Genomic DNA, 23,389 nt, shown 5'->3' on the forward strand with positions numbered 1-23,389 from the left:
GATTTTTGATCCCGCTGACCAAAGTGAACCGTCTCGATGCTTGAATGGAAAAGCTACCTCTCGCGCGTGCTCGAACTGATGAAGCGCTATCCAGGCATCATTGCGGCGGGTGGTTTCATTTCAGGTATCGCCAGTTTCATCCTGGTGGACCGCCAGGAAGGCCTGGCCACCTGGATTGCGGTCGTCATGCTGATCAGTTGGGTGTGGTTGATGGTGGAAAACTCCATCGTCAGCCTGTTCAACAAGCGCTTCGGCAAAGAGATTCCCCAAGGCCTGCTGCGTTACGGAACGCAGATGATCCACCAGGAAAGCCTGTTTTTCGTCCTGCCGTTCTTTTTCATCACCACCACCTGGAACAGTGGCCAGGCCATGTTCACGGCACTGCTTGGCGCAGCGGGGCTGATTTCCATCATCGATCCGCTGTACTACAAGTGGCTGGCGCCCCGGCGCTGGCTGTTCATGACGTTGCATACACTGACGCTGTTCGCGGCCTTGTTGACCGCGTTACCGATCATCCTGCACTTGACCACCGCGCAGAGCTACAAGCTGGCGCTGGGTGTTGCCATGCTCCTGTCGTTTCCCAGCCTGGCGTCCAGCTTCCCGATCAACAACTGGCGACGCGCGCTGGCGGTGCCTGCGGTGATACTGGCGGTCGGCGCGGCCGGCTGGACGTTGCGCTCGTGGGTGCCGCCGGCAACGCTGTGGTTGACCGAAGTGGCGGTGAGCACCGACTTCGATAACAAGAACCGCAAGCCCGGCGAGAGCATCAGCCAGATCAGCGCCAGCCAGCTGCGCAGTGGCGGGCTCTACGCGTACACCGCCATCAATGCGCCGCGCGGGCTGGAGGAGCGCATCTACCATGTGTGGCGCCACGACGGGAAGGAAGTGGACCGTATCGCTCTGGACATCCATGGAGGCCGCAAGGAAGGCTACCGCGCCTGGACTCACAAGCAGAATTTTGCGCAGGACGTCGTCGGCCGTTGGCAGGTGAGGGTATTGACCGAAGACGGCCAGATGATCGGCGTGCTGCGTTTCATCGTGACCGATTCCAATGAGCCGGCCGTGACCAGACCCACCGGCCGACTGATCAAGCTCAAACCGGGCGGTGATCGCCAGCAGCCGCAAGACACCCCGGAACCGGCCAAGGATCAAGCGCCCGCCGAGCCAGCACCCGAGGCGCCGCAGCGGTCGGATAACGGCTGAGCCGTCAGCTCGCGGTAGCGCCGAAGAACCAGTAGCAGACAAAAATCGCTGCCACTACGCCTGCCAGCTCAGCCAGCAGCGCACAGCCCACGGCGTGGCGGGCGCGCTGGATGCCGACCGCGCCGAAGTACACCGCCAGCACATAGAACGTGGTTTCGGTACTGCCCTGAATGGTGGCTGCGGCCAATGCCGCGAAACTGTCAACGCCTTGGGTCTGCATGGTTTCGATCAGCAGTGCACGGGCCGCGCTGCCGGAAAACGGTTTGACCATCGCCGTCGGCAGCGCATCGACGAAGCGGGTGTCGAGACCGAGCCATTGCACCAGGTGGCGAATGCCTTCCAGACCGAAGTCCAGCGCCCCGGACGCGCGCAGCACGCCAACCGCGCACAGCATCGCTACCAGATACGGCAAAAGGCTCTTGGCGACGTCGAAACCTTCCTTTGCTCCTTCCACGAATGCTTCATAGACCTTCACCTGCCGCAGCGCGCCAATGATCAGGAACATCATGATCAGGCCAAACAGCGTGAGGTTGCCGAGGATCGACGACAGGCCGGCCAGCGCGGCGGCCGACAGCGTGGCCAGAAACGCCATGAACCCGCCCAACAGCAACGCGCCGGGCACCAGATACGCCAGCACTACCGGGTCCCAGAGACGCAGCCGTTGCATGAATGCCACCGACAGCAACCCGACCAGCGTCGACACACTGGTGGCCAGCAGAATCGGGAGAAACACCAGTGTCGGGTCTGGCGCGCCTTGCTGGGCGCGGTACATGAAGATCGTTACTGGCAAGAGCGTCAGCGACGAAGCATTGAGCACCAGAAACAGGATCTGCGCGTTGCTGGCGGTGTTCGGGCTGGGATTGAGCTCCTGCAGCGAGCGCATTGCTTTGAGGCCGATAGGTGTGGCCGCATTATCCAGACCCAGCGCGTTGGCGGCGAAGTTCAGGGTGATCAACCCCAACGCCGGATGGCCCGGCGGGACCTCGGGCATCAGACGCAGAAACAGCGGGCCGAGCACTTTTGCCAGCCAGTCGACGATTCCGGCCTTTTCCGCAATGCGCAGGAAGCCGAGCCACAGCGTCAGGGTGCCGAACAGCAGGACCATCACCTCGACTGACAGCTTGGCCATCGCAAAGATGCTTTCGACCATCGCCGCAAAGATGCCCGCGTTACCGCCAACCAGCCACTGCGCCAGCGCGGAAATCGCCGCGACGACAAAAAAACCGAGCCAAAGGCCATTAAGCATTGGATACGTCCCTCACAAGATGCGGCGATGATAGCGGCGCGGGCGCTCAGGAGGAAATGCAGAAGCTCCGACTTGTTTTTGATTCTGCCCGCAGGGCGTGGGAGCTGGCCGGGCGGCGCTCCGCTTGCCAGCGATCTGCCGGGAACCGGCAGCAAAGAAAGGCATGGCGCAAAAACGACAAACCCCGGAGGTCCGGGGTTTGTCATCAGACAGGCAGCTCGATTACTCGGCAGCCGGCGCGCGAGCCGGTACCGGATCTTTGCCGCGCCAGTGCGGCAGGGAGTTCCAATAGCGCTCGCCCTTGGCGTCGTCGTACATACCTTCCCAGCGCGCAATAACCAGCACGGCCAGGGCATTGCCGATAACGTTCAGCGCGGTGCGGGCCATGTCCATGATCCGGTCGACGCCCGCAATGAACGCCAGGCCTTCCAGCGGGATGCCCACACTGCCCAGAGTCGCCAGCAACACCACGAACGATACGCCCGGTACGCCAGCGATGCCTTTGGACGTAACCATGAGGGTCAGGACCAGCATCAGCTGCTGGCCGATCGACAGATCAATGCCATAAAGCTGGGCAATGAACAGAGCCGCGATGCTCTGGTAGAGCGTTGAGCCGTCCAGATTGAACGAGTAACCCGTCGGAACCACGAAGCTGCAGATCGCCTTGGGCGCGCCGTACGCTTCCATCTTGCTGATCACGCGCGGCAACGCGGTCTCGGAGCTGGCGGTGGAGTAGGCCAGAATCAGCTCGTCCTTGAAGATGCGCATCAGCTTCAGCACCGAGAAGCCGAAAGCCCTCGCAATGAGCCCCAGAACGACGAACGCGAAAAACGCGATGGCGACGTAAACCAGGATCACCAGCTTGGCCAGCGGCAGCAGGGAAGCGAAGCCGAAGTTGGCGACCGTCACGGCGATCAGTGCAAACACACCGATAGGCGCGTAGTTCATGATCATGTGAGTGACCTTGAACATGGTTTCCGACACGCCCTGAAACAGCTTGACCAGCGGCTCACGGACATCATCCTGCAGGCTGGACAGACCCAGACCGAACATCACCGAGAAAAAGATGATCGGCAGCATGTCCGCCCGCGCCATGGCGGCGAAGATGTTGGCCGGGATCAGGTTGAGGATGGTCGCAACAAAGGCGTGATCGTGCTGAACCTCGGCCGTGGTCTGCTGATATTTCGAGATGTCGACCGTACCCAGGGTGCTCATGTCGATGCCGGTACCTGGATGAAAGACGTTTGCCAGGATCAGGCCCACCAGAATGGCAATGGTGGTCACCACTTCAAAGTAGATGATGGTCTTGAGGCCGATACGGCCCAGCTTCTTCGCGTCACCAACGCCAGCGATACCGACGACCAGCGAGGCCACCACGATAGGGACCACGATCATCTTGATCAGGCGAATGAAAATGTCGCCAGCCGGCTGCAGAACATTGCTGATCCACCAGGCTTTTTCTTCGCCGAAATGGTTGAGCAGGGCGCCCAGAGCAATCCCCAACACCAACCCGATGAGAATCTGCCAGGCCAGACTCAGTTTTGCCTTCTTCATGCGGTTACCCTTGTGCAATTGGCTGGACATATTCAAAAACGACACGCCGATACGGCAAATCCACTGCAGCACCAAAAGTCGTATTTCTTCGAAAATGCCCACAAAAGGTCTACGCAGGCGAGCATCCAGGCTCTATTGCGCGCGAAAAAAGGCGCAACTATTCCCACGGTCCGAAGCGACGTCTAATGCCAGAAACGACTACCCCATGCAGAATCGGCATACTAAAACGACAGAATGCATTGCATTTCGGCCATCACGGGCCAGGGCAGATCGGCTCCAACATGGCTGGAACGTCGCCTGGAGCTTTGCAAGAGGGGTAATGCGGAGGGGTGTGCCTGGAAGAGCGGACGAGGAAATTTCCTACAACCTTTAGTGGATGTACGGTTGTTTAAACGGCACATTTTGAAAAATATAAAGCGCCACATCCATTGTGGGTCTCACCCTCGACTGCATCGAGCTGGAGACCCTCAGTGAATATGGCGCCTTGCCTGACCCGGCCCAACTACGGGAGCACTCCCTGTGCCCCTAGGTCCCGCCGATCCTATCGATCAACGCGTCCCGGCCCCATGGTCATACGCGCATCCTCTTCGGACCGCGTAACGAGGGAAAGCAGCGTCCGTGCAAGGGTCCGTGCTTTCCCATTCGATCAGTACCAGTTCGGGTCCTTGCGCAGCTGTTCTTTCAACAGTTGCTGCATGCCTTCATCAGGCTCGCCCAGAAAACGGTATGTGGCATGACGTGTAGGTGACTTGTCGGACGGAAGCCCCGCAGGTACTTCGACCAGCATCGCGTACGCGTCTTCCTTGTCAAGGCTGAACGAAACGATCAGACGCTTGCTCTTACATGTCTCGGCAGTCTCGCAAAGCGGGCCTACCAGATATTCATCGCCGTCTTCGGTAACCGCGGTCATTTGCTCGGAAGTACCGGACAGGTTGATCACCCATTCCGGCAGACGCTCTTCCTTCTGCACAACCTCGGCCCAGGTCTGGCGATACTCGGGCGCCGTGCTCAACAGCTCGTTGGCCCGAGCCTGTCCATCATTGGCAGCCGATGCCATGGCACTGCCGCCCATCAACAGAGCGGCTGCCAGTGAATGGAGAGAAGTGCGCATCATCAGCCTCGACCGCGACGACCGAAGAAGAACGACACCACGAACATCACCAGGAACACTACGAACAGGATCTTGGCGATACCAGTAGCCGTGCCTGCGATACCACCGAAGCCCAATACGGCAGCGACAATGGCAATAATCAGAAACGTGATAGCCCAACTCAACATAGTGATACTCCTTTACTTCCGTTTAGATTGTTTAAGGTTTGCTCGGTTGGATCAGAACACCCACTTCTGCTGCGGCGCTGCCTCACTCACAGAAACCAGACCATCAACGGGACGAATGCTCTGGGAATCGTTGTGTACCATCGGTGCGCTGACAGCACGGTAGGACACGTCACTGCGAATGATCTGCTGCTTGACGAGGGCGGCGTCGCTGGCTTGAGTCCAATGCTGGAACTGCTGAATGGCGATCAGAGTGACCAGCAGGGCCAAGAGAAGAAACAGGCCTTGCTGGACGTGGAGAGGAGAAATACGCAACTGTGCAATACGCTGGCTGTTCATCGCAAACTCCCTCCACTGGGTACCATTCAATCGTGCCGGCCGGGTGACGACCTTCGTTGAATGGGATATTGCAGACTGCGTGCCAGTTTTTTACATCCTGTTATGCCCAATGAAATCAATGATTTACGACCGCTTTAGGACTCAGCCTACAAGCAAGCTGCACGATTACACCTTTGCAATCGTGCGTTCTGCACGGAGAGTCAACTCGGCGCGAGGCGGGAATTCAGCCCGCGCTACGGGCCATCACTTTGAGAGCATCGGCGTTCACGCCTTTTACCCCGCGTATATTGCGAGCGATCTCGACCGCCAGTTCCTTCTCAGCATAATTGGCGACGATGCCGTCCAGGCTGACGACGCCACTTTTGGTGTCGACCTTGATATTCAGACCATCGAGCGTTCGGCTATAGATAAGGCTGGATTTCACCTTGCTGGTAATCCACGCATCGCTGAGCTGTTCGGCAGGGTTGAGATTCTGGGGCTGCTCCTTGGCCGCGATGGAGTCGGCGGCGCTGATGCTGATCAGATTGTTAACCGTAATCACGCCGTCGGTGTTAGCTGCCAGACTGCCCGCCAGCTCTTTGGCTTCGGGACTCTGCGCTCGACCCTTGAGCGTGACCACGCCGTCCTTGCTGTCGACATCGATCTTCAACGCTTCGGTCGCGCTGCTCCACAGCAGCTTGGACTTCACTGTCGCAGTCAGGGTCGCATCGTCGAAGCGCTGTGCCATACCAGTCCGCGTTCCGGCCTCAGCCGTGACACTGGGATCGATCTCCAGCTGGTTGTCGACCTTGTCGATGCCCTTGATGTCCAGCGCAATGCGCTCTGCCAGCTCCCGCTCGACCTGACTTTCGACCTTGCCTTTGAGAGTCGCCGTACCTTGCTCGACATCAACGTCCAGCTTGAACGGGCTCAGATGCTTGTTCAGCGCGAATGCGGTCCAGATCGAGCCTTCCTGCCGCGCCTCGGCGATTTGCGTCGATACGTCGCTCTGTGCCGCCTGTGCCAGGGACGGGCCGCTCAGAACGGCGGCGGCTGCGGTGATCACTGCCAGCTTTTTCAGCGCATGCATAATCTAGTCTCCTTCCAATAGGTCGTCCGCGAGGGCGACAGGAGCGACGCCGGGCGAATAAACCGGCCCGTTCGCCATGGCATCTCCAGATAGCTACCATGCACGTCGCAGAATCAATCAGAATGGACCATGCAACTTGCCCGATGATTCCGAGACTAACCAAGACTATTCATGAAGGAGCGTAGGAAAAATGGAAGCAGCCACTGATAATCAGGGCCGTATTCTGCTCGTGGACGATGAGTCCGCCATCCTTCGCACGTTCCGGTATTGCCTGGAAGACGAGGGGTACAGCGTCGCGACTGCCAACAGCGCAGCTCAGGCCGATTCGCTGATGCAGCGTCAGGTGTTCGATCTGTGTTTTCTCGATCTGCGCCTGGGTGAGGACAACGGTCTGGATGTGCTGGCGCAAATGCGCATCCAGGCGCCATGGATGCGCGTCGTAATCGTAACCGCCCATTCGGCGGTCGACACCGCCGTCGATGCGATTCAGGCCGGCGCAGCCGATTACCTCGTCAAGCCATGCAGCCCGGACCAACTGCGTCTGGCGACCGCCAAGCAGCTTGAAGTGCGACAACTCTCCGCCAGGCTCGAAGCGCTGGAAGGGGAGATCCGCAAACCCAAGGATGGACTGGATTCTCATAGCCCATCGATGATGGCGATTCTGGAAACGGCGCGTCAGGTGGCCGTAACCGACGCCAACATCCTGATCCTCGGCGAATCCGGCACCGGCAAGGGCGAGCTGGCCCGGGCCATTCACGGCTGGAGCAAGCGCGCGAAGAAAGCCTGCGTCACGATCAACTGTCCCTCGCTCACTGCCGAACTGATGGAAAGCGAGCTGTTCGGCCACAGCCGTGGCGCATTTACAGGCGCCAGCGAAAGCACCCTTGGCCGAGTCAATCAGGCCGACGGCGGCACGCTGTTTCTTGACGAGATCGGCGACTTCCCGCTGACCCTGCAGCCCAAACTGCTGCGCTTCATTCAGGACAAGGAATACGAACGCGTCGGCGACCCAGTAACACGCCGGGCCGACGTGCGGATCCTGGCTGCGACCAACCTGAATCTGGAAGACATGGTCCGCAGCGGACGTTTCCGTGAAGACCTGCTGTATCGCCTCAACGTCATTACCCTGCACCTGCCGGCCCTGCGTGAGCGCAGCGAAGACATTCTGACCCTCGCGGATCGCTTTCTCGCGCGCTTCGTCAAGGATTACGCCCGTCCTGCGCGTGGTTTCAGCGAAGAAGCACGCACGGCGCTGCTCAACTATCGCTGGCCGGGAAATATCCGCGAGCTGCGAAATGTCATCGAGCGGGCCAGCATCATCTGCCCGTCCGAGCGCGTGGAGATCAGCCATCTCGGGATGGCCGAGCAGCCCGTCAACAACGCCCCCCGCGTTGGCGCCGCACTGAGTCTGGATGAGCTGGAGAAAGCCCACATCGGCGCGGTGCTCGCCACCAGCGACACGCTCGATCAGGCGGCCAAGACGTTGGGTATCGATGCGTCGACGCTTTATCGCAAACGTAAACAGTACAACCTGTGAATTGCCTTATATGAAGCTGGCAATGAAGTTACGGACTCGCCTGTTCCTGAGCATTTCAGCGCTCATCACTGTGGCGTTGCTGGGACTTTTACTGGGTCTGGTCAGCGTGATGCAAATGGCCAGAACTCAGGAATCCCTGATCCAGCATAACTTCGCCACGCTGGACCTGGGGCTCAAGCTGCGGCAAAACGTCGGCGACCAACTGGTGCTGATGACCGGCTATCCGCGTGACGAAGCGGCCTTGATGAAGATCCAGGAAGAATTCGGGCAGCTGCTGGATCAAGGATTCGGGCAGGACACGCAAAGCAACGTGCGGGTCGGCTTCGAGAAGACCAAGCATGAATACGAGCGATTCCTGGAAGTGTACCGCCGGGTCGGGGCTGACAGCCGCGGCATAAACGCCGTCCCGGAATTGAGAGATGCTTTCGAAGCGCTACGTGAAGGCCTTCAGGAAACCCACCGCCACGCCTTGCAGAACATCAGCGATGCGGAGATCAGCTCACGTCAGCGTGCGTTGTGGATCGCCGGGCTCCTGGGGATGGTCGGGCTGGCGGTCCTGTGTATCGGCTTCGTGACCGCGCACGGCATCGCCCGCCGCTTCGGCGCACCGATTGAAGCCTTGGCTCACGCTGCAGACCGCATCGGCCAGGGTAACTATGAAGTGACCCTGCCAATCTCCTCGGCGGCCGAAATGAACCTGCTGACCCGGCGCTTCGGCATCATGGCTGAAGCGTTGCGCCAGCATCAGGCGACCAATATCGACGAACTGCTGGCGGGCCAACAGCGCCTGCAAGCGGTGCTCGACAGTATCGATGACGGCCTGCTGATGATCGACCGCCAGGGCCGCCTGGAACACTTGAACCCCGTTGCCCAGCGCCAGCTCGGCTGGGAAGAGAGTCGGCTGGGGCAGGGACTTGGCGAAGCGCTGGGCCGCCCTGAGCTGGATGACCAGCTGTTCCTGATCCTGCGCGGCGGCACGCTGGAGCGGGCTCCGGAAGATCTGGTCATTGAGATTGAAGGCGAGTCGCGACTGCTGACGTACAGCCTGACACCTGTCAGCCACACCAAAGGCCACATTCTGGGTGCCGTGATGGTGCTGCATGACGTGACCGAACAGCGCGCCTTCGAACGTGTGCGCAGTGAATTCGTGCTGCGCGCCTCACACGAGCTGCGCACGCCGGTGACCGGCATGCATATGGCGTTCGGTCTGCTGCAAGAGCGCCTGCACTTCACTCCGGATTCTCGCGAGGCTGACCTGCTCAACACGGTGACCGAAGAGATGCAGCGGCTGATGCAGCTGATCAATGACCTGCTGAATTTCTCGCGTTACCAGAACGGTCTTCAGAAGCTCAAGCTTGCGCCATGCTCTATCGAGGACCTCCTGGAACAGGCCAAGTCACGCTTCACCGAAAAGGCTGAAGAACGCGGCATCGTTCTGATGCTGGACATTCAGGAACCGTTGCCGCGCCTGCATGCCGACGAGTCGCAACTGGAACGGGTGCTGGACAACCTGTTGGACAACGCGCTGCGTCATACCCCGGAAAACGGTCTGATTCGCCTCCAGGGACGGCGCCATGGCGAGCGGGTGATCATCAGCGTCGAGGACAATGGCGAAGGCATCGCCTACGGCCAGCAAGGGCGTATTTTCGAGCCGTTTGTGCAGGTTGGCCGCAAGAAAGGCGGCGCGGGGCTAGGTCTGGCTTTGTGCAAGGAAATCGTGCAGCTGCATGGCGGGCGCATGGGGGTTTATTCGCGACCGGGTCAGGGCACGCAATTTTACATGGCTCTGCCGCTGTGACAGGTTTTCAGGCCACGTCGTTGTGCCGCCGCGCAGCGCTTCGACGGCCGTCGGTCACCAGCTCCATGAATTGCCTCGGCGTTAGTGGTCGCGCGAACAGCCAGCCCTGGCCGTATACCACGCCCTCGCTTTTGAGCAGCAGGGCCTGGGATTCGAACTCGATGCCCTCGGCGATCACCCGCAGCTGCAAGGCATGCGCCATGCGGATGATATGCGGCGCAACGCCGCTGCTGGCTGCGTCATAACCAAGCGCGTCGATGAACGCCTTGTCGATTTTCAGGCAATCGACCGGCAGGGTCTGTAGATAGGCAAGGCTGCAATAGCCAGTCCCGAAATCATCGATAAGCACCTGATGCCCGCGATCCCTGAGCATCTGCAAATGGTTGCGTGCGACTACGACGTCAACCATGCCACGCTCGGTGACCTCGAACGCGATCTGCTGGGCCGCGACCTTGTGCTGTGCCAGCAATTTAGCCGTCACTCGACCAATCCGCGCGGACATTACATCGCAGGCCGCCAGGTTCACCGACACGTAAAGTTGCGGGTTGGCACGCAACAGCGGCCCCAGCTGCTCAAACGTCTGCTGTAGAACGAAGTCGGTGATCTGCCTGATCTGACCGGTGTTCTCCGCCAGCGGAATGAACAGGTCAGGGCTGGTCAGCGTGCCGTCAGGCCGACGCCAGCGCACCAGCGCTTCGGCACCGACACATAAGCGTGTATCGAGGTTGAAAATGGGTTGGTACAGCACTTTCAGTTCGCCCCGACGCAAGGCGCCGGTCAACTCGGCGCCCAGGCTTCTGCGCTGCAGCACCAGTTGCAGCACAAGCGCCCCGATACACAAAGAAAGCAGGAGGCTGACTGGAATCAGCAGACCCCAGGCGCCGGTGATGTTTTCCTGGACGCCTACCCGCGGTGTAATCAGGACCAGCTGGTACTCCGGACTTTGGGTGGGCATGCCGTAAATCATCTGCCCGTGCGCGGTGATCAAGGTGCCTTCGGTGCCCGGCGTCCAGCCAGGCGGCGGCCAGACCTGATCCGGCCCCAGTACCGGGATCGCTCGGGTTCCGTGGTCAAGCACAACCAGCAAGCTGCCGCCTGCGGGCAAATCGACTACATCGGTCAGGTGCCCGCGAGATGTTGAAACCCGAAAATCGCCACGCCCGAGCACCAGCGCCGCCAGGTTGTCATCCGGTTGCGCCGAGGTGTTGAGCCAGTAGTCGTAAGTCGGCCCGCGAATGTCCGGCGCACGGCGAGCATCGATGACTTTCTTGCGGGACCAGCTTAAGCAGATCCGCTTGTCACTGACATAGGCTGCCTCATAGATGAAGCGGTTGCCCGAGATAACCTCGCGCAGCCGCCCGACCATCTCCGGACTGCAACGGCGCAGCGGCTGCTGTTCAAGCTGATCGAGGCCGGCGCGCAGCTGGCCGAACAGCTGCTCAAGCCGTACCAGAAAACGCTCGCCCTGCGCATTCATCTGCAAGGTTTCGCTCTGCCGCGCCTGATGCACCGCCAATCCGAAGCTGCCGCACAAAAGAACGGCAGCACTTACCAGAGCCGCCATTAGGGCTAGCAGCCAGGGATGGGAAAGGTTAATGCGAAGGCGAGTCGCCGCTGGCATCAGAGGATATCCGAGTGAATACCCATCAGGTATAGCAACAAGCGTGGAAATCGCCCGCTGGTCAGCGGGCGTCAGGCGATTTTAGTTACTGCGGTTGAGCACCTGGAGGATCGCCGCGCTTTGCGCATCAGGTTCGCCATCGAAGCGCGCCGGGCGATAGCGCATCTGAAACGCCGCCAATACGTGGCGAGTTTCGGCGTCCAGCTCGCCGGTGCGCGGAGTCTTGTAACCAAGGATCGCCAATTGCTGCTGAAACCAGCCAACAGGTGGCAGACGATTCATCAACTGCGCCTGACGCTGAGCGACCAGCCGTTCGTCGGGCCACACACCGAGACCTTCCTGGGCCAGTCGCTTCCAGGGAAACAGCGGCCCCGGATCAAGTTTGCGCATCGGCGCAATGTCGCTGTGCCCGATGATATGCCGGGGGTCGATCCTGTTGCGTTTGACGATGTCCTTCAGCAGCAGCGTAATGGACCGAATCTGGCTCTCGGTGTACGGGTACCAGAGACGCCCCGTGGGCGTGTCCTTGAAGCCCGGATTAACGATCTCGATGCCGATCGAGCTGGAATTGAGCCAGGTACGTCCATCCCATTCGCTTTCGCCCGCATGCCAGGCGCGAGCACTTTCATCGACCAGTTTGTAGATGGTAGCCGGATCGTCGTCGCCGATCAGGTAGTGGCTGCTGACCTCGCCGTGGGTCAGCAGCTGCAGCGAGCGATCCAGCGGCGCGGACGTGTAGTGCATGACCACGTACTGGATACGTTCGTCGAAGTTGACCGAAGGATGGCGAGTGTCGAATTTCGGGCCGCTGGAACAGGCCGTCAGGAGCAACAGGAACAGGGCAGGGACGAACAGCTTCATGGACTTCAGAATACGTCGGCGGAAAACGCTGGATCATAACAAAGTGACGGCGCATCGCTTGACCGTTGAACGTCGCCAGGCTGAACGGTTGCTTCCAAATGTTTCAATCAGCCTCGTTCGACCCGGTTCCTGCCGTTTTCCTTGGCGCGGTACAGCGCCTGATCCGCTCGTTTGAGCGCCATGTCGCTGCGTTCGCCGATCTGGAATGCCGTCACGCCCATTGACACTGTCACCGTCACGCGCTCGCCCTTGAAGTGGAACGGGCACTCTTCGACCGCGGCGCGCAAATCGTCAAGCAGACGCACTCCCTCTTCCAGCTCGGTCGCCGGCATCAGCAGGACAAATTCTTCGCCGCCGAAACGAGCCAGAAAGTCACCCGAGCGCAGTCGCTTGCGCAACACGTTAGCCACGATCTTCAACACTTTGTCGCCAGCCAGATGCCCATAGCCGTCGTTGATGCTTTTGAAGCGGTCCAGATCCAGCATGCACACCAGCAGGCTGTTCTTGCGCTGCTGCCATTGGGCCGTTTCCTGCTCCAGCCGTTCGCCCCAGGCTGCACGGTTCGGCAAGGAGGTCAGGGGATCGATCAGCGCCTTTTGCCGCTGTTCTTCCAGGTGGGTGCGAAACCCGAGCGCTTCCTGCTCCATGCTCGCAACGCGAGCCGCCAACCCTTGCAGACGTGCCGCCACGTCCTGCTCCCGGGCGTCGCGCTTGCGCTGGTAGTCGTCCATGGTGCTGAGCAGTCCCTCCAGCCGATTATCAAGCACCAGTTTGAGGCTGGTCAGATCGGAGGCATCCTGAACGCTGCTCTGCAAACCGCCGACCTGCTCGCGCAGCTGCTCATTGAGATCGCGCACCGACGTCCGACTTTCGGCATGGTCTTCGCTCGCGGCCTGCAAATGACTCTGGAACGATTCCAGTCTCTCGTTCAATTGTTGCAGGTAGACACCGAAGGCCTGCTGCTCCCCGTTATTGATAGCCAGCATCAGCACGGCGAGGTCGTCGAGGATGGGCAGCAACTCATACCAGTTCAGGCCGTGCCGGAGCCGTGACTGCATGTCCTCGACCTGCGGTCGATGGTGCTCCGACAAGGTCAGGTCATTCAGCAGGCCAAGCAACGTCTCTTCGATATGGGTAGCGACCGAGCTGTAGCTAGGCTCGGGCGACGAAGGCAGCGCGTAGGCTGCGTCTTCAGCCTGCGGTTCTTCCTCTTCGACCTCCTGAGGCAATTCGTCGGTACGTTCGGGCACGTGCTGGAACGCCACCACCGGCGTGGGCGCCAGCATATCGCTGGCGTCGATTCCAGCGATGGGCTGCGTGGGCACATCATCCGCTTCTGGCTCGTCGGTTACTGGCGGTGCAGGCGTGGCCGCTTCGCTCGGCGTAATGTCGGACGCTACTTCAACAGGCGCAGCCGGGGGCTCGGTCTCAATCACCGGCTCATCGGTGACAGGCGAAACAGGCTCGGCAGGAAGCTTTGCCGACGGCTCGATTTTGGTCGGGCCGGGCTCGGGTGGAGCGTCCACAGCCTGCACCACCGTGCGGTCATCGCCATCACTCTCAACCAAAGCCGACTCGACCGGACCTGACTCGACCAGACCGGACTCGACCGAAACCGCCGGATCATTGGCGTGCGATTCCAGGGCAGGCGCGCTGTCGCTATCTTCTTCGCGCGTGCCGAACAGGCGTTGCAACAGGCCGGGGCGTGGAGCTTCTTCGGTTTTTTCCAGAACAGTCAGCGCCTTGCCTTGCAGCCCACTCAGCTCGCTCAATAGCAGCGGCAGCTCGCGGGCCTGGGCGGCGCGATCTTCGAGATCTTTGGCGAAACGCTTGAGCGGTTTGCGCACATCGCGCGGCAGCGGCAGCGCCTGCAACTGAGTCACCAGAGCGTTCAGCGCAGCGAGCGTCTGGCCGGCCCGCACTTCGCGGCGCTGCTCAGAGTCGAGTACGGCTTTTTCGAGCCGCGGAATCAGCGCTGCAAGGCCGGCATCCATGTCGTCCTTGCGAACGATTTCGCGCATTTCCTTCATGCACTGGTCGACGGCCCGGTCAGTACCTTCCGCCGCCAGACTGCTGCGTACCAGACCGCGACGCAGCAGATCGAGCCTTGCACTCCAGCGTTTTTCGAGCCGGTCCTGCTGCTCGATGCCCTTCAGGTACTTCTCTTTCCAGCGCTCGGCGTCGTCGCTCATTCAATGGGACTGCCGGTTACGACAGGCAGAGAATCACCGCGCAGCGAGTCGGGCAAACGGATTTCGACCGCCACTGGCAGGTGATCCGAAATCGGTTGGGCCAGAACCTGTACACGTTCAAGCGTCAGCGTCGGGCTGAGCAGAATGTGATCGAGGCAGCGTTGTGGTCGCCAGCTGGGGAAGGTGGCTTCAATCTGCGGAGCCAGCAGCCCGAGGTCGCGCAACGGCGAAAGTTCGAGCAGATCAATGGCATGGGTGTTCATGTCACCCATCAGCACCTGGTGACGATAACCGCCGATCAGCTCGCGGATGTAGGCCAGTTGCCGGGTTCGGGTTCGGGTACCCAGCGCCAGGTGCATCATGACTACCACCAAGGCGTCTTCGCCTTCCCCGAAACGAACCAGGATCGCGCCACGTCCGGCGGGGCCGGGCAGCGGATGGTCCTCGATCTTTCCAGGGCGCAGACGACTCAGCACGCCGTTGCTATGCTGGGCGAAACGCCCGAGATTGCGGTTTAGCTGCTGATACCAGTACGGGAAGCCGCCAAGCTGGGCAAGGTGCTCTACCTGATTGACGAAGCCCGAGCGAAGGCTGCCGCCGTCTACTTCCTGCAGAGCAACCAGATCGAAATCGTTGAGCAGCTGGCCGATCTTCTGCAGATTGCCGGCGCGTCCAACGTGAGGCAAAAGATGCTGCCAGCCTCGGGTCAGATAATGGCGATAGCGCTCGGTGCTGATGCCAACCTGAATATTGAAGCTGAGCAGGCGAAGCCGGCCGTCTTCCGGCAATCCGCTTTGCGTCAGATGAAGTTCGTTGACCCGCGGCTCATGCAGGCCAACCACTCGTTCCGTGCCCTTACCCCAGCGGCGCATGGCAGGCGCTTACTTGGCAGCGTTGCTGGCTGCTCGCTCTTTGGCGATCAGCTGGTCAGCCACCTGCAGGGTTGCTTCCGGGCCACCAGAGGTGCCCAGATCAAAACGGTACTTGCCGTTGACGATCATGGTTGGAACGCCTGTCACTTCGTACTTCTTGGCCAACTCCTTGTACTGCGCGATCTTGCCTTTCACAGCGAAGGAATCGAAGGTCTTCAGGAACTCTTCCTTGCTGACGCCTTGAGTGGCCACGAAGTCAGCCATGTCGTTTTTGTCGGTCAGACGCTTGCCGCCTTTCTGAATCGCCTCGAATACCGCAGCGTGAACCTTGTGCTCTACGCCCATGGTATCGAGGGTGATGAACAGCTGGCCGTGGGCATCCCAAGGGCCGCCGAACATGGCAGGAATACGCACGAAATTGACGTCGGCCGGCAGTTTCTCAACCCATGGGTTGATAGTCGGCTCAAATGCGTAGCAGTGCGGGCAGCCATACCAGAACAGCTCCACGACTTCGATCTTGCCGGGCTGGGAAACCGGCACAGCGCTGCTCAGTTCTACATATTGCTTGCCTGCCTGGATAGGTTCTGCGGCTTGCGCGGACATACCGAACAGACTGGCGGCAACCAGAGCGGCGCTGATGATCAGATTACGCATGCTTAACTCCTGAACAGATGGAATCGCCTTTGAGCGACAACGTTTTCGACCCGTCGCCAAAGCGTGAGTTCGGTAGTGTAACGCCCGTAACCACAAAAAAGGGCAGCCGAAGCTGCCCTTTTTGCATATGCCGTGAAGCCGTTCAGGTTCCGGGTCAACACTGTCCGATTCAGTGCAGACCTTGAATATATTGCGCCAGAGCGTCGATATCCTTGTTGCTCAGTTTGGCGGCAATCGAGCGCATCACCATGGTATCGCCGTCATTGGTGCGGTCGCCTTCGCGAAACGCAGTCAACTGCTTCTTGATGTAGTCGGCGTGCTGGCCACCGAGGCGTGGAAAACCGGCCTGAGCATTGCCGGTGCCGTTGGGTGAATGGCAACCGATGCAGGCTGCCAGCCCCTGATCCAGCTTGCCGCCGCGAAACAACGCTTCGCCGCGCGCGACCAGATTCGGATCGGCGGCGCCCACGCTGCCTTTCTGACCTGCATAAAACGCCGCGATATCCGCCAGATCCTGGTCGTTGAGATTGTTGAGCAATCCGGTCATTTCCAGTACGACCCGCTTGCCGTCCTTGATCTCGTGCAGTTGCTTGAGCAGATAACGCTCGCCCTGGCCGGCAATCTTGGGGAAGTTGGGCGCCAGGCTGTTGCCGTCCGGGCCATGGCATGCGCCACAGACGGCCGTTTTCGCCTGGCCGGCAGCGGCGTCGCCGGTTACCACTTCAGCGGCCCGCACCGAGCCACAGATGCCGAGCGCCAACAGCATACTCACGAGTATTTTGTTCATCAGGTAATCCAAATCGGCTAATGGTGAAAAGTTGGGTAGCAGATGACTTGCTCATCCCGAAGATGACGGTTCGCAAATCCTGACTACTGCGTTCCTTGCACATTCCACGCGGCGGCATCGCTTTGAACCCTGTGACCAGCTGCTCCAAGCCTTCTTACTCAGCAAAAACCTTTCAGGTTGAAAGCGGACTGCGTTCTAATGCGCATATTAGTTCTCGCTTTCGTGCTCTTCCTCCCGTTGGCGGGAGAAAGCACACACAAAATTTGCGGCATTATATACTCGGGCTTCCCAAACGGAAACGACACCTCTTGCCGCACCCAACGCAGGCAAGGCCTTCACCGGAAATCACATGCAACTCAAAAACCCCATCCTCGGTCTGTGCCAACAGGCCACGTTCATGCTCAGCGCCGCCAAGGTCGACCAGTGCCCCGACGACGAGGGCTACGAAGTTGCCTTCGCCGGCCGCTCCAACGCCGGCAAGTCCAGTGCGCTCAACACGCTGACCCACGCCAGCCTGGCACGCACCTCGAAAACGCCCGGCCGTACTCAGCTGCTCAATTTCTTCGCTCTGGATGAAGACCGCCGTCTGGTGGACTTGCCCGGCTACGGCTACGCCAAAGTACCGATTCCGCTCAAGCTACACTGGCAGCGCCATCTTGAGGCCTATCTGGGCAGTCGCGAAAGCCTCAAAGGTCTGATTCTGATGATGGACATCCGTCATCCAATGACCGACTTCGACATTCTGATGCTGGACTGGGCTATCGCCAGCCAGATGCCGATGCACATCCTGCTGACCAAGGCCGACAAGCTGACCTACGGCGCGGCCAAGAACACGCTGCTCAAGGTTCAGTCCGAGATCCGCAAGGGTTGGGGTGAAGCGGTGACCATCCAGCTGTTTTCCGCGCCCAAGCGCCTTGGTCTGGAAGAAGCTTATACCGTGCTGGCTGACTGGATGGAGCTGGAAGACAAGGCGCCTGTCGAGTAAATCGCAGGCAAAAAAAACCCCGGACTTCGTATGGGGAGGGGGAAGAACGGGGTTTAAGGTCCAGACCCTTAGGGTGGGATCCGGATATCTGCCAACACTTAACACAACATAGGAGCATGACCGGCTTTTCAGCCAATCGAAAAGTCTGACTCGCTTCCTGCCCGTTAAGTTCCGCCAGACGAGAAATGTTCTTGTCCAGCGGATTGGCGGCGAGCCTTTGCGCGGGCTCGCCTGGCGCGATCAGTGCGCCTCATCCCAGTTGTTGCCCACGCCGACCTCAACCAGCAACGGCACTTCCAGATCGGCCGCGCCACTCATGTGCGGGCGGATCTGCTCGCTGATCTGGTCGACCAGATCCTCGCGCACCTCCAGCACCAGTTCGTCGTGAACCTGAAGGATGACGCGAGCATCCAGACCAGACTCATCCAGCCAGCGATTCACTTCGACCATCGCACGCTTGATGATGTCGGCGGCAGTGCCCTGCATGGGCGCGTTGATCGCCATGCGTTCGGCGCCTTTGCGCAGCGAAGGGTTCTTGGCATTGATATCCGGCAGGTACAACCGACGCCCGAAAATCGTCTCGACATAACCCTGCTCCGCGGCCTGGGTACGGGTGCGCTCCATGTAGTTGAGCACGCCCGGATAGCGCGCGAAGTAGCGGTCCACGTAATCCTGAGACTGTTTGCGGTCGACCCCGATCTGCTTGGCCAGCCCGAACGCGCTCATGCCATAGATAAGGCCGAAGTTGATCGCCTTGGCGCTGCGGCGCATGTCAGTCGTCACGTTTTCCAGTTCGACGCCAAACACTTCGGCCGCCGTGGCGCGGTGGACGTCCAGATCATTGCGGAACGCGTGCAGCAAGCCTTCGTCTTTTGCCAGGTGCGCCATAATGCGCAGCTCGATCTGCGAATAGTCGGCCGCCAGCAATTTGTAGCCCTTGGGCGCGACGAACGCCTGACGAATCCGCCGGCCTTCGGCGGTGCGGATCGGGATGTTCTGCAGGTTCGGGTCGCTGGAGGACAAGCGTCCGGTGACCGCCACCGCCTGGTGGTAGGACGTATGAATACGTCCGGTGCGCGGATTGATCTGCTCGGGCAGACGGTCGGTGTAGGTGCTCTTGAGCTTGCTCATCGAGCGGTATTGCATCAGCACCTTGGGCAGCGGGAAGTCCTGCTCGGCCAGCTCCGCCAGCACCGCTTCAGCGGTGGACGGCTGGCCGGTGGCGGTCTTGCTCAGGATCGGCATGCCGAGCTTTTCGTAAAGGATCACGCCCAACTGCTTGGGCGAGCCCAGGTTGAATTCCTCGCCGGCAATGGCGAAAGCTTCGCGCTCCAGCGCGGTCATTTTTTCACCCAGCTCGACGCTCTGGATGCCCAAAAGCCGGGCATCGACCAGAGCACCCTGGCGCTCGATACGCGCCAGCACAGGCAGCAGCGGCATTTCGATGTCGTTCAGGACGGGCTGCAAGCTCGGGATCGCTGCCAGCTTGGCTTCGAACACTTCATGCAGGCGCAGGGTGAGGTCAGCGTCTTCGGCAGCGAAGATTCCCGCCTGTTCCAGCGAGATCTGGTCGAAAGACAGCTGTTTAGCGCCTTTGCCAGCGATGTCCTGATAATTGACCGGAGTGTGGGTCAGGTATCTGGCGACCAGGCTGTCGCGGTCATGGCGGGTCGCCGTCGAATCCAGCACGTAGGATTCCAAGATGGTGTCGTACTTCACGCCTTGCAGATGAATGCCCTGAGCGGGATCGCCACCTATCGCGCAATTGGCGAGCAGGTTGATGGTGAACTTGGCGTGCTGGCCGACCTTGATGCGTGACGGATCTTCCAGCAATGGCTTGAGCGCGGTCAGCACCGCGTCGCGATCCAGTTGCTGCGGCACGCCCATGTAGGAGTGATTGAGCGGGATATAAGCCGCTTCGTGGGTCTGGATGGCGAACGACAGGCCGACCACTTGCGCGCGGTGCGCGTCGGTGCCGTTACTCTGGGCGACGAAGGCGAACAGTTTGGCGCCTTCGAGCTTCTTGAGCCAGTCCTCGAACTGGGCCTGCTCCAGAATGACTTCATAGGATGCTTCGCGCACCACGACCGGCTCTTCGGGCACCAGCTCCTGACCGGCGCGCTTGGCATCGCGTTGCAGGTCTTCGATCCAGCTCTTGAATTCAAGCTCTGCATACAGCTCCATCAGCGCGTCGCGATCCGGCTCGCCGCAATGCAGTTGATCCAGCTCAATGTCCAGTGGCACGTCGATCTTGATGGTCGCCAGCTCGTAGGAGAGGAACGCCATGTCACGGTGTTCCTCCAGCTTGGCGGCCAACGTCTTGGCGCCGCGAATCGGCAGGGTCGCTACCGCTTCGAGATTGCCATAAAGCTCTTTCAGGCCGCCGCCGACTCCAACCAGCAAGCCCACGGCGGTTTTTTCGCCAACTCCGGGAACGCCGGGAATGTTATCGACTTTGTCGCCCATCAGCGCCAGGTAATCGATGATGTGTTCCGGGCCGACGCCGAATTTTTCCCTGACACCCGCCACGTCCAGCACGGTCCCGGTCATGGTATTGACCAGCGTGATGTGGCCGTCGACCAGCTGTGCCATGTCCTTGTCACCGGTCGAAATGATCACCGGCCGGTCCGCGGCAGCGCTGCTGCGCGCCAGCGTACCGATAACGTCGTCCGCCTCGACGCCGTCCACGCACAACAGCGGGTAGCCCAGACCCTTGACGCAGGCATGCAGCAGATCGACCTGCACGCGCAGATCGTCCGGCATGCTCGGCCGGTTGGCCTTGTATTCGGCGAACATCTCGTCGCGAAACGTCCCGCCCTTGGCATCGAAAACCACCGCGAACGGGCTTTCCGGATATTGCCGACGCAGGCTCTTGAGCATGTTCAGCACGCCTTTGACAGCGCCGGTCGGCAAGCCCTTGGAAGTAGCCAGTGGTGGCAGTGCATGGAAGGCGCGGTACAGATACGAAGAACCGTCCACCAGGACGAGGGGTGCTTGGCTCATGAGCAGAATCAACCTTTTCGGCGGGGTCGGCGCTAGAATGCGGGGACCATTGACGACAAAGGCACAAGGTTATCATGCGCACAGTAAATCGACTGTTAATGACCGGCTTGTTGGCTGTCTGTCCAATGCTCGCTTTTTCGGCCGAAGACGCGCCTTCTGCGGCTCCGGACGTTACCATCCGCACCGACGGCGACAAGACTATCCAGGAATATCGCCAGAACGGCTTTCTGTATGCCGTAAAAATCACCCCAAAGGGTGGCAAACCTTATTTTCTGGTGCGTGCCGACGGCACGAGCCCTAATTTCATCCGTTCGGACCAACCGGACATGCTGATCCCTCAATGGGAAATCTTCAGCTGGTAACGCCTTTTAATCACTCAACTTGCTGGCAGTCTTGATATGTCCGTTTTTACCCCACTGGCTCGGCCCGAGCTGGAAACTTTTCTCGCCCCTTACGGGCTCGGCCGTCTGCGCGACTTTCAGGGCATTGCCGCCGGTAGTGAAAACACCAATTACTTCATCAGCCTGGAGAAGGGCGAATTCGTCCTGACGCTGGTCGAGCGCGGCCCGGTCCAGGAAATGCCGTTCTTCATCGAGCTACTGGACGTGCTACACGACGCCGATTTGCCGGTGCCCTACGCGCTGCGCACCACCGAAGGGCAGGCACTGCGCGAGCTGGCCGGCAAACCGGCGCTGCTGCAGCCGCGCCTGCCTGGCAAGCACATCAAGGAGCCCAACACCCAGCACTGCGTGGAGATTGGCGGGTTACTGGGCAAGCTGCATCTGGCGACCCGTAGCCACGTGCTGGAACGCAAGACTGATCGTGGCCTGGACTGGATGCTCAGCGAAGGAAACGAATTTCTCTCGCACCTGGGTGATCGGGAGCGCGCGCTTCTGGACAAGGCGCTCAAGGAAATCGCTCAGCTCAAGCCGCAGATCCTGGCGCTGCCGCGCGCCAACCTGCACGGCGACCTGTTCCGCGACAACGCGCTGTTCGAGGGTACGCACCTCACCGGGCTGATCGACTTCTACAACGCCTGTTCCGGGCCGATGCTCTATGACCTGGCCATCGCCCTGAACGACTGGTGCTCGCGTGAAGACGGCCATCTGGACCCGGTACTCGCGCGCGCGATGCTGGGAGCCTACGCCGCGCTGCGACCATTCACCGCCGCCGAGGCTCAGCTCTGGCCCACCATGCTGCGCGTGGGTTGCGTGCGTTTCTGGCTGTCACGCTTGATCGCCGCCGAGTCTTTTGCCGGGCAAGACGTGTTGATCCACGACCCGATGGAATTCGAAAACCGCCTGGCTCAGCGCCAGGACGTACATATCCCGTTGCCATTTGCCTTGTAAGTGCCTGTAGGAGCGCGCTTGCCCGCGACCGGTATGACCGTGTCGGCTGAGTCGCGGGTAAACGCGCTCCTGCAGCGGCGGATGCCTGGAAAAGAGGGTTACAAACTTTCCAGACAGCCGGCCAGATCGTCACCCAGCTTTTGCAACACCTGCTCGTAACCTTGGCCGGTTGCCTCGGTGTAGCCGCCGAGCGGGTCCAGTTCCGCAAGTTTGACAGGCAGGCCCGCGGTCAGGGTTTCCGCCAGCCTCGGACGCAGTGGCGGCTCGCTGAATACGCAGGTCTTGCCCGCTTGCTTGAGCCGCTCGCGCATCGCTGCCACATGCTGCGCGCCCGGCTGAATCTCGGCCGCCACGGCGAAGACGCCAGCGTGTTTGAGGCCATACGCTTCCTCGAAGTAATCGAAAGCTTCGTGGAATACGAAGTAGGGTTTGTCGGCAATTGGCGCGACGCGACTCTTGATTCGGGCGTCCAGCGCGTCCAGCCGCTTGCCGAACGCGTCGGCGTTCTGCTTGTAAAGCGCGGCGTTCGGCGCATCGGCGGCGCTAAGGTCGGTGGCCATCCTTGCCGCGATGACCCGCGCATTTGCAGTCGACAACCACAGGTGGGAGTCCAGACTGCCCGGCATGTGGTCATGATCGTGGTCATCACCGCCGTGGTCATCATGGTCATCGTGCGAGGAGTTATCTGCCGCGAAATGCCGCAGATGCATGCCCGGCAGGCTCTGCACGGCAACCGCCGGCTGGCTGCGGTTCTGCAGGATGCGCGGCAGGAAGCTCTCCATGTCCGGCCCGATCCAGTAGAACAAGCGGACCTCCTGGACACGCCGTACATCGGATGGACGAAGCGCATAGTTGTGCGGCGACGCGCCAGGCGGCAGCAGCACCTCGGGCTTGCCCACGCCGTCCTGGACGGCTGCGGCTATCAGCTGCAAAGGCTTGATGCTGGTAAGGACCTGAACTTCGGCCTGAACCGGCGCAACAACCAGCACACTGGTCGACAAAAAGACAAAAAGGTTTAAAAGACGGCGCACGTGAACCACTCAT

At 60.3% G+C, this 23,389-nt stretch carries 19 protein-coding genes and 2 pseudogenes; 6 read left to right on the plus strand and 15 right to left on the minus strand.

Features of this window, described 5'->3' with window-relative positions:
* Window positions 1-36 precede the first annotated feature (36 nt).
* Complete coding sequence (locus J3P77_RS21810; RefSeq protein ID WP_434678683.1) at window positions 37-1,203, plus strand: DUF5924 family protein; 1,167 nt, start codon at window positions 37-39, stop codon at window positions 1,201-1,203.
* A 4-nt stretch (window positions 1,204-1,207) separates the two neighbouring features.
* Here J3P77_RS21810 and J3P77_RS21815 read toward each other — a convergent pair whose 3' ends face one another.
* The 6 genes from J3P77_RS21815 to J3P77_RS21840 form a co-directional block, all read right to left on the minus strand.
* On the minus strand, window positions 1,208-2,449 hold the full coding sequence (locus J3P77_RS21815; protein WP_434678684.1) for a nucleoside recognition domain-containing protein: 1,242 nt from the start codon (window positions 2,447-2,449) through the stop codon (window positions 1,208-1,210).
* A 222-nt stretch (window positions 2,450-2,671) separates the two neighbouring features.
* A complete protein-coding gene (gene gltP, locus J3P77_RS21820) occupies window positions 2,672-4,003 on the minus strand; it encodes a glutamate/aspartate:proton symporter GltP (RefSeq protein WP_434678685.1) in 1,332 nt (443 codons plus the stop codon).
* A gap of 646 nt (window positions 4,004-4,649) precedes the next feature.
* Complete coding sequence (locus tag J3P77_RS21825) at window positions 4,650-5,114, minus strand: inhibitor of vertebrate lysozyme family protein (RefSeq protein WP_434678687.1); 465 nt, start codon at window positions 5,112-5,114, stop codon at window positions 4,650-4,652.
* 2 nt (window positions 5,115-5,116) lie between these two features.
* The gene (locus tag J3P77_RS21830; RefSeq protein WP_002555679.1) at window positions 5,117-5,281 is read right to left on the minus strand and encodes a DUF1328 domain-containing protein; all 165 of its coding nucleotides are present in this window, start codon (window positions 5,279-5,281) and stop codon (window positions 5,117-5,119) included.
* Window positions 5,282-5,332: 51 nt separating this feature from the next.
* Window positions 5,333-5,617 carry a hypothetical protein gene (locus tag J3P77_RS21835; protein ID WP_434678690.1) on the minus strand — a complete coding sequence of 95 codons (285 nt, stop codon included), beginning with the start codon at window positions 5,615-5,617 and terminating at the stop codon, window positions 5,333-5,335.
* A gap of 223 nt (window positions 5,618-5,840) precedes the next feature.
* A complete protein-coding gene (locus J3P77_RS21840; RefSeq protein ID WP_434678691.1) occupies window positions 5,841-6,686 on the minus strand; it encodes a BON domain-containing protein in 846 nt (281 codons plus the stop codon).
* Window positions 6,687-6,876: 190 nt separating this feature from the next.
* Between J3P77_RS21840 and algB the strand changes: the two genes are divergently transcribed.
* Together algB and J3P77_RS21850 are read left to right on the plus strand one after the other, a co-directional pair.
* Window positions 6,877-8,223: a sigma-54-dependent response regulator transcription factor AlgB gene (gene algB / locus J3P77_RS21845; protein WP_434678692.1), complete on the plus strand. Its 1,347-nt coding sequence runs from the start codon at window positions 6,877-6,879 to the stop codon at window positions 8,221-8,223.
* A gap of 10 nt (window positions 8,224-8,233) precedes the next feature.
* Window positions 8,234-10,021 (plus strand): KinB sensor domain-containing domain, encoded by a 1,788-nt coding sequence (locus J3P77_RS21850; protein ID WP_434678693.1) that lies wholly within the window; start codon window positions 8,234-8,236, stop codon window positions 10,019-10,021.
* Window positions 10,022-10,028: 7 nt separating this feature from the next.
* Here the strand turns inward: J3P77_RS21850 and J3P77_RS21855 are convergent, their stop codons facing one another.
* The 7 genes and pseudogenes from J3P77_RS21855 to J3P77_RS21885 form a co-directional block, all read right to left on the minus strand.
* Complete coding sequence (locus J3P77_RS21855; RefSeq protein WP_434678694.1) at window positions 10,029-11,642, minus strand: EAL domain-containing protein; 1,614 nt, start codon at window positions 11,640-11,642, stop codon at window positions 10,029-10,031.
* Window positions 11,643-11,723: 81 nt separating this feature from the next.
* On the minus strand, window positions 11,724-12,503 hold the full coding sequence (locus J3P77_RS21860; protein WP_434678695.1) for an N-acetylmuramoyl-L-alanine amidase: 780 nt from the start codon (window positions 12,501-12,503) through the stop codon (window positions 11,724-11,726).
* A 107-nt stretch (window positions 12,504-12,610) separates the two neighbouring features.
* Window positions 12,611-13,795, minus strand: a pseudogene (locus J3P77_RS21865) (GGDEF domain-containing protein); the annotation flags it as partial.
* A 371-nt stretch (window positions 13,796-14,166) separates the two neighbouring features.
* A pseudogene (locus J3P77_RS21870) lies at window positions 14,167-14,695 on the minus strand (hypothetical protein); the annotation flags it as partial.
* Window positions 14,692-15,567 (minus strand): endonuclease/exonuclease/phosphatase family protein, encoded by an 876-nt coding sequence (locus J3P77_RS21875; RefSeq protein WP_434678697.1) that lies wholly within the window; start codon window positions 15,565-15,567, stop codon window positions 14,692-14,694. The gene J3P77_RS21875 and the pseudogene J3P77_RS21870, both read right to left, overlap by 4 nt.
* A 9-nt stretch (window positions 15,568-15,576) precedes the next feature.
* Window positions 15,577-16,221, minus strand: a complete 645-nt coding sequence (locus J3P77_RS21880; RefSeq protein WP_434678698.1) for a thiol:disulfide interchange protein DsbA/DsbL — start codon at window positions 16,219-16,221, stop codon at window positions 15,577-15,579.
* Window positions 16,222-16,390: 169 nt separating this feature from the next.
* Window positions 16,391-17,008, minus strand: coding sequence for a c-type cytochrome (locus J3P77_RS21885; RefSeq protein WP_434678699.1), 618 nt, complete (start codon window positions 17,006-17,008; stop codon window positions 16,391-16,393).
* 349 nt (window positions 17,009-17,357) lie between these two features.
* Between J3P77_RS21885 and yihA the strand changes: the two genes are divergently transcribed.
* Window positions 17,358-17,993, plus strand: a complete 636-nt coding sequence (gene yihA / locus J3P77_RS21890) for a ribosome biogenesis GTP-binding protein YihA/YsxC (RefSeq protein WP_434678700.1) — start codon at window positions 17,358-17,360, stop codon at window positions 17,991-17,993.
* Window positions 17,994-18,233: 240 nt separating this feature from the next.
* Here yihA and polA read toward each other — a convergent pair whose 3' ends face one another.
* Window positions 18,234-20,996 carry a DNA polymerase I gene (gene polA / locus J3P77_RS21895; RefSeq protein WP_434678701.1) on the minus strand — a complete coding sequence of 921 codons (2,763 nt, stop codon included), beginning with the start codon at window positions 20,994-20,996 and terminating at the stop codon, window positions 18,234-18,236.
* 74 nt (window positions 20,997-21,070) lie between these two features.
* Between polA and J3P77_RS21900 the strand changes: the two genes are divergently transcribed.
* Entirely contained in the window at window positions 21,071-21,358 is a 288-nt protein-coding gene (locus J3P77_RS21900) for a DUF2782 domain-containing protein (RefSeq protein ID WP_434678703.1), read from the plus strand.
* Window positions 21,359-21,394: 36 nt separating this feature from the next.
* Window positions 21,395-22,345: a homoserine kinase gene (locus J3P77_RS21905; RefSeq protein ID WP_434678705.1), complete on the plus strand. Its 951-nt coding sequence runs from the start codon at window positions 21,395-21,397 to the stop codon at window positions 22,343-22,345.
* A gap of 98 nt (window positions 22,346-22,443) precedes the next feature.
* On the opposite strand, the gene J3P77_RS21910 is transcribed toward J3P77_RS21905, so the two are convergent.
* Complete coding sequence (locus J3P77_RS21910) at window positions 22,444-23,376, minus strand: zinc ABC transporter substrate-binding protein (protein ID WP_434678706.1); 933 nt, start codon at window positions 23,374-23,376, stop codon at window positions 22,444-22,446.
* Window positions 23,377-23,389 lie beyond the last annotated feature (13 nt).

Source organism: Pseudomonas sp. R1-18 (assembly GCF_051132095.1).
Lineage (GTDB): Bacteria > Pseudomonadota > Gammaproteobacteria > Pseudomonadales > Pseudomonadaceae > Aquipseudomonas.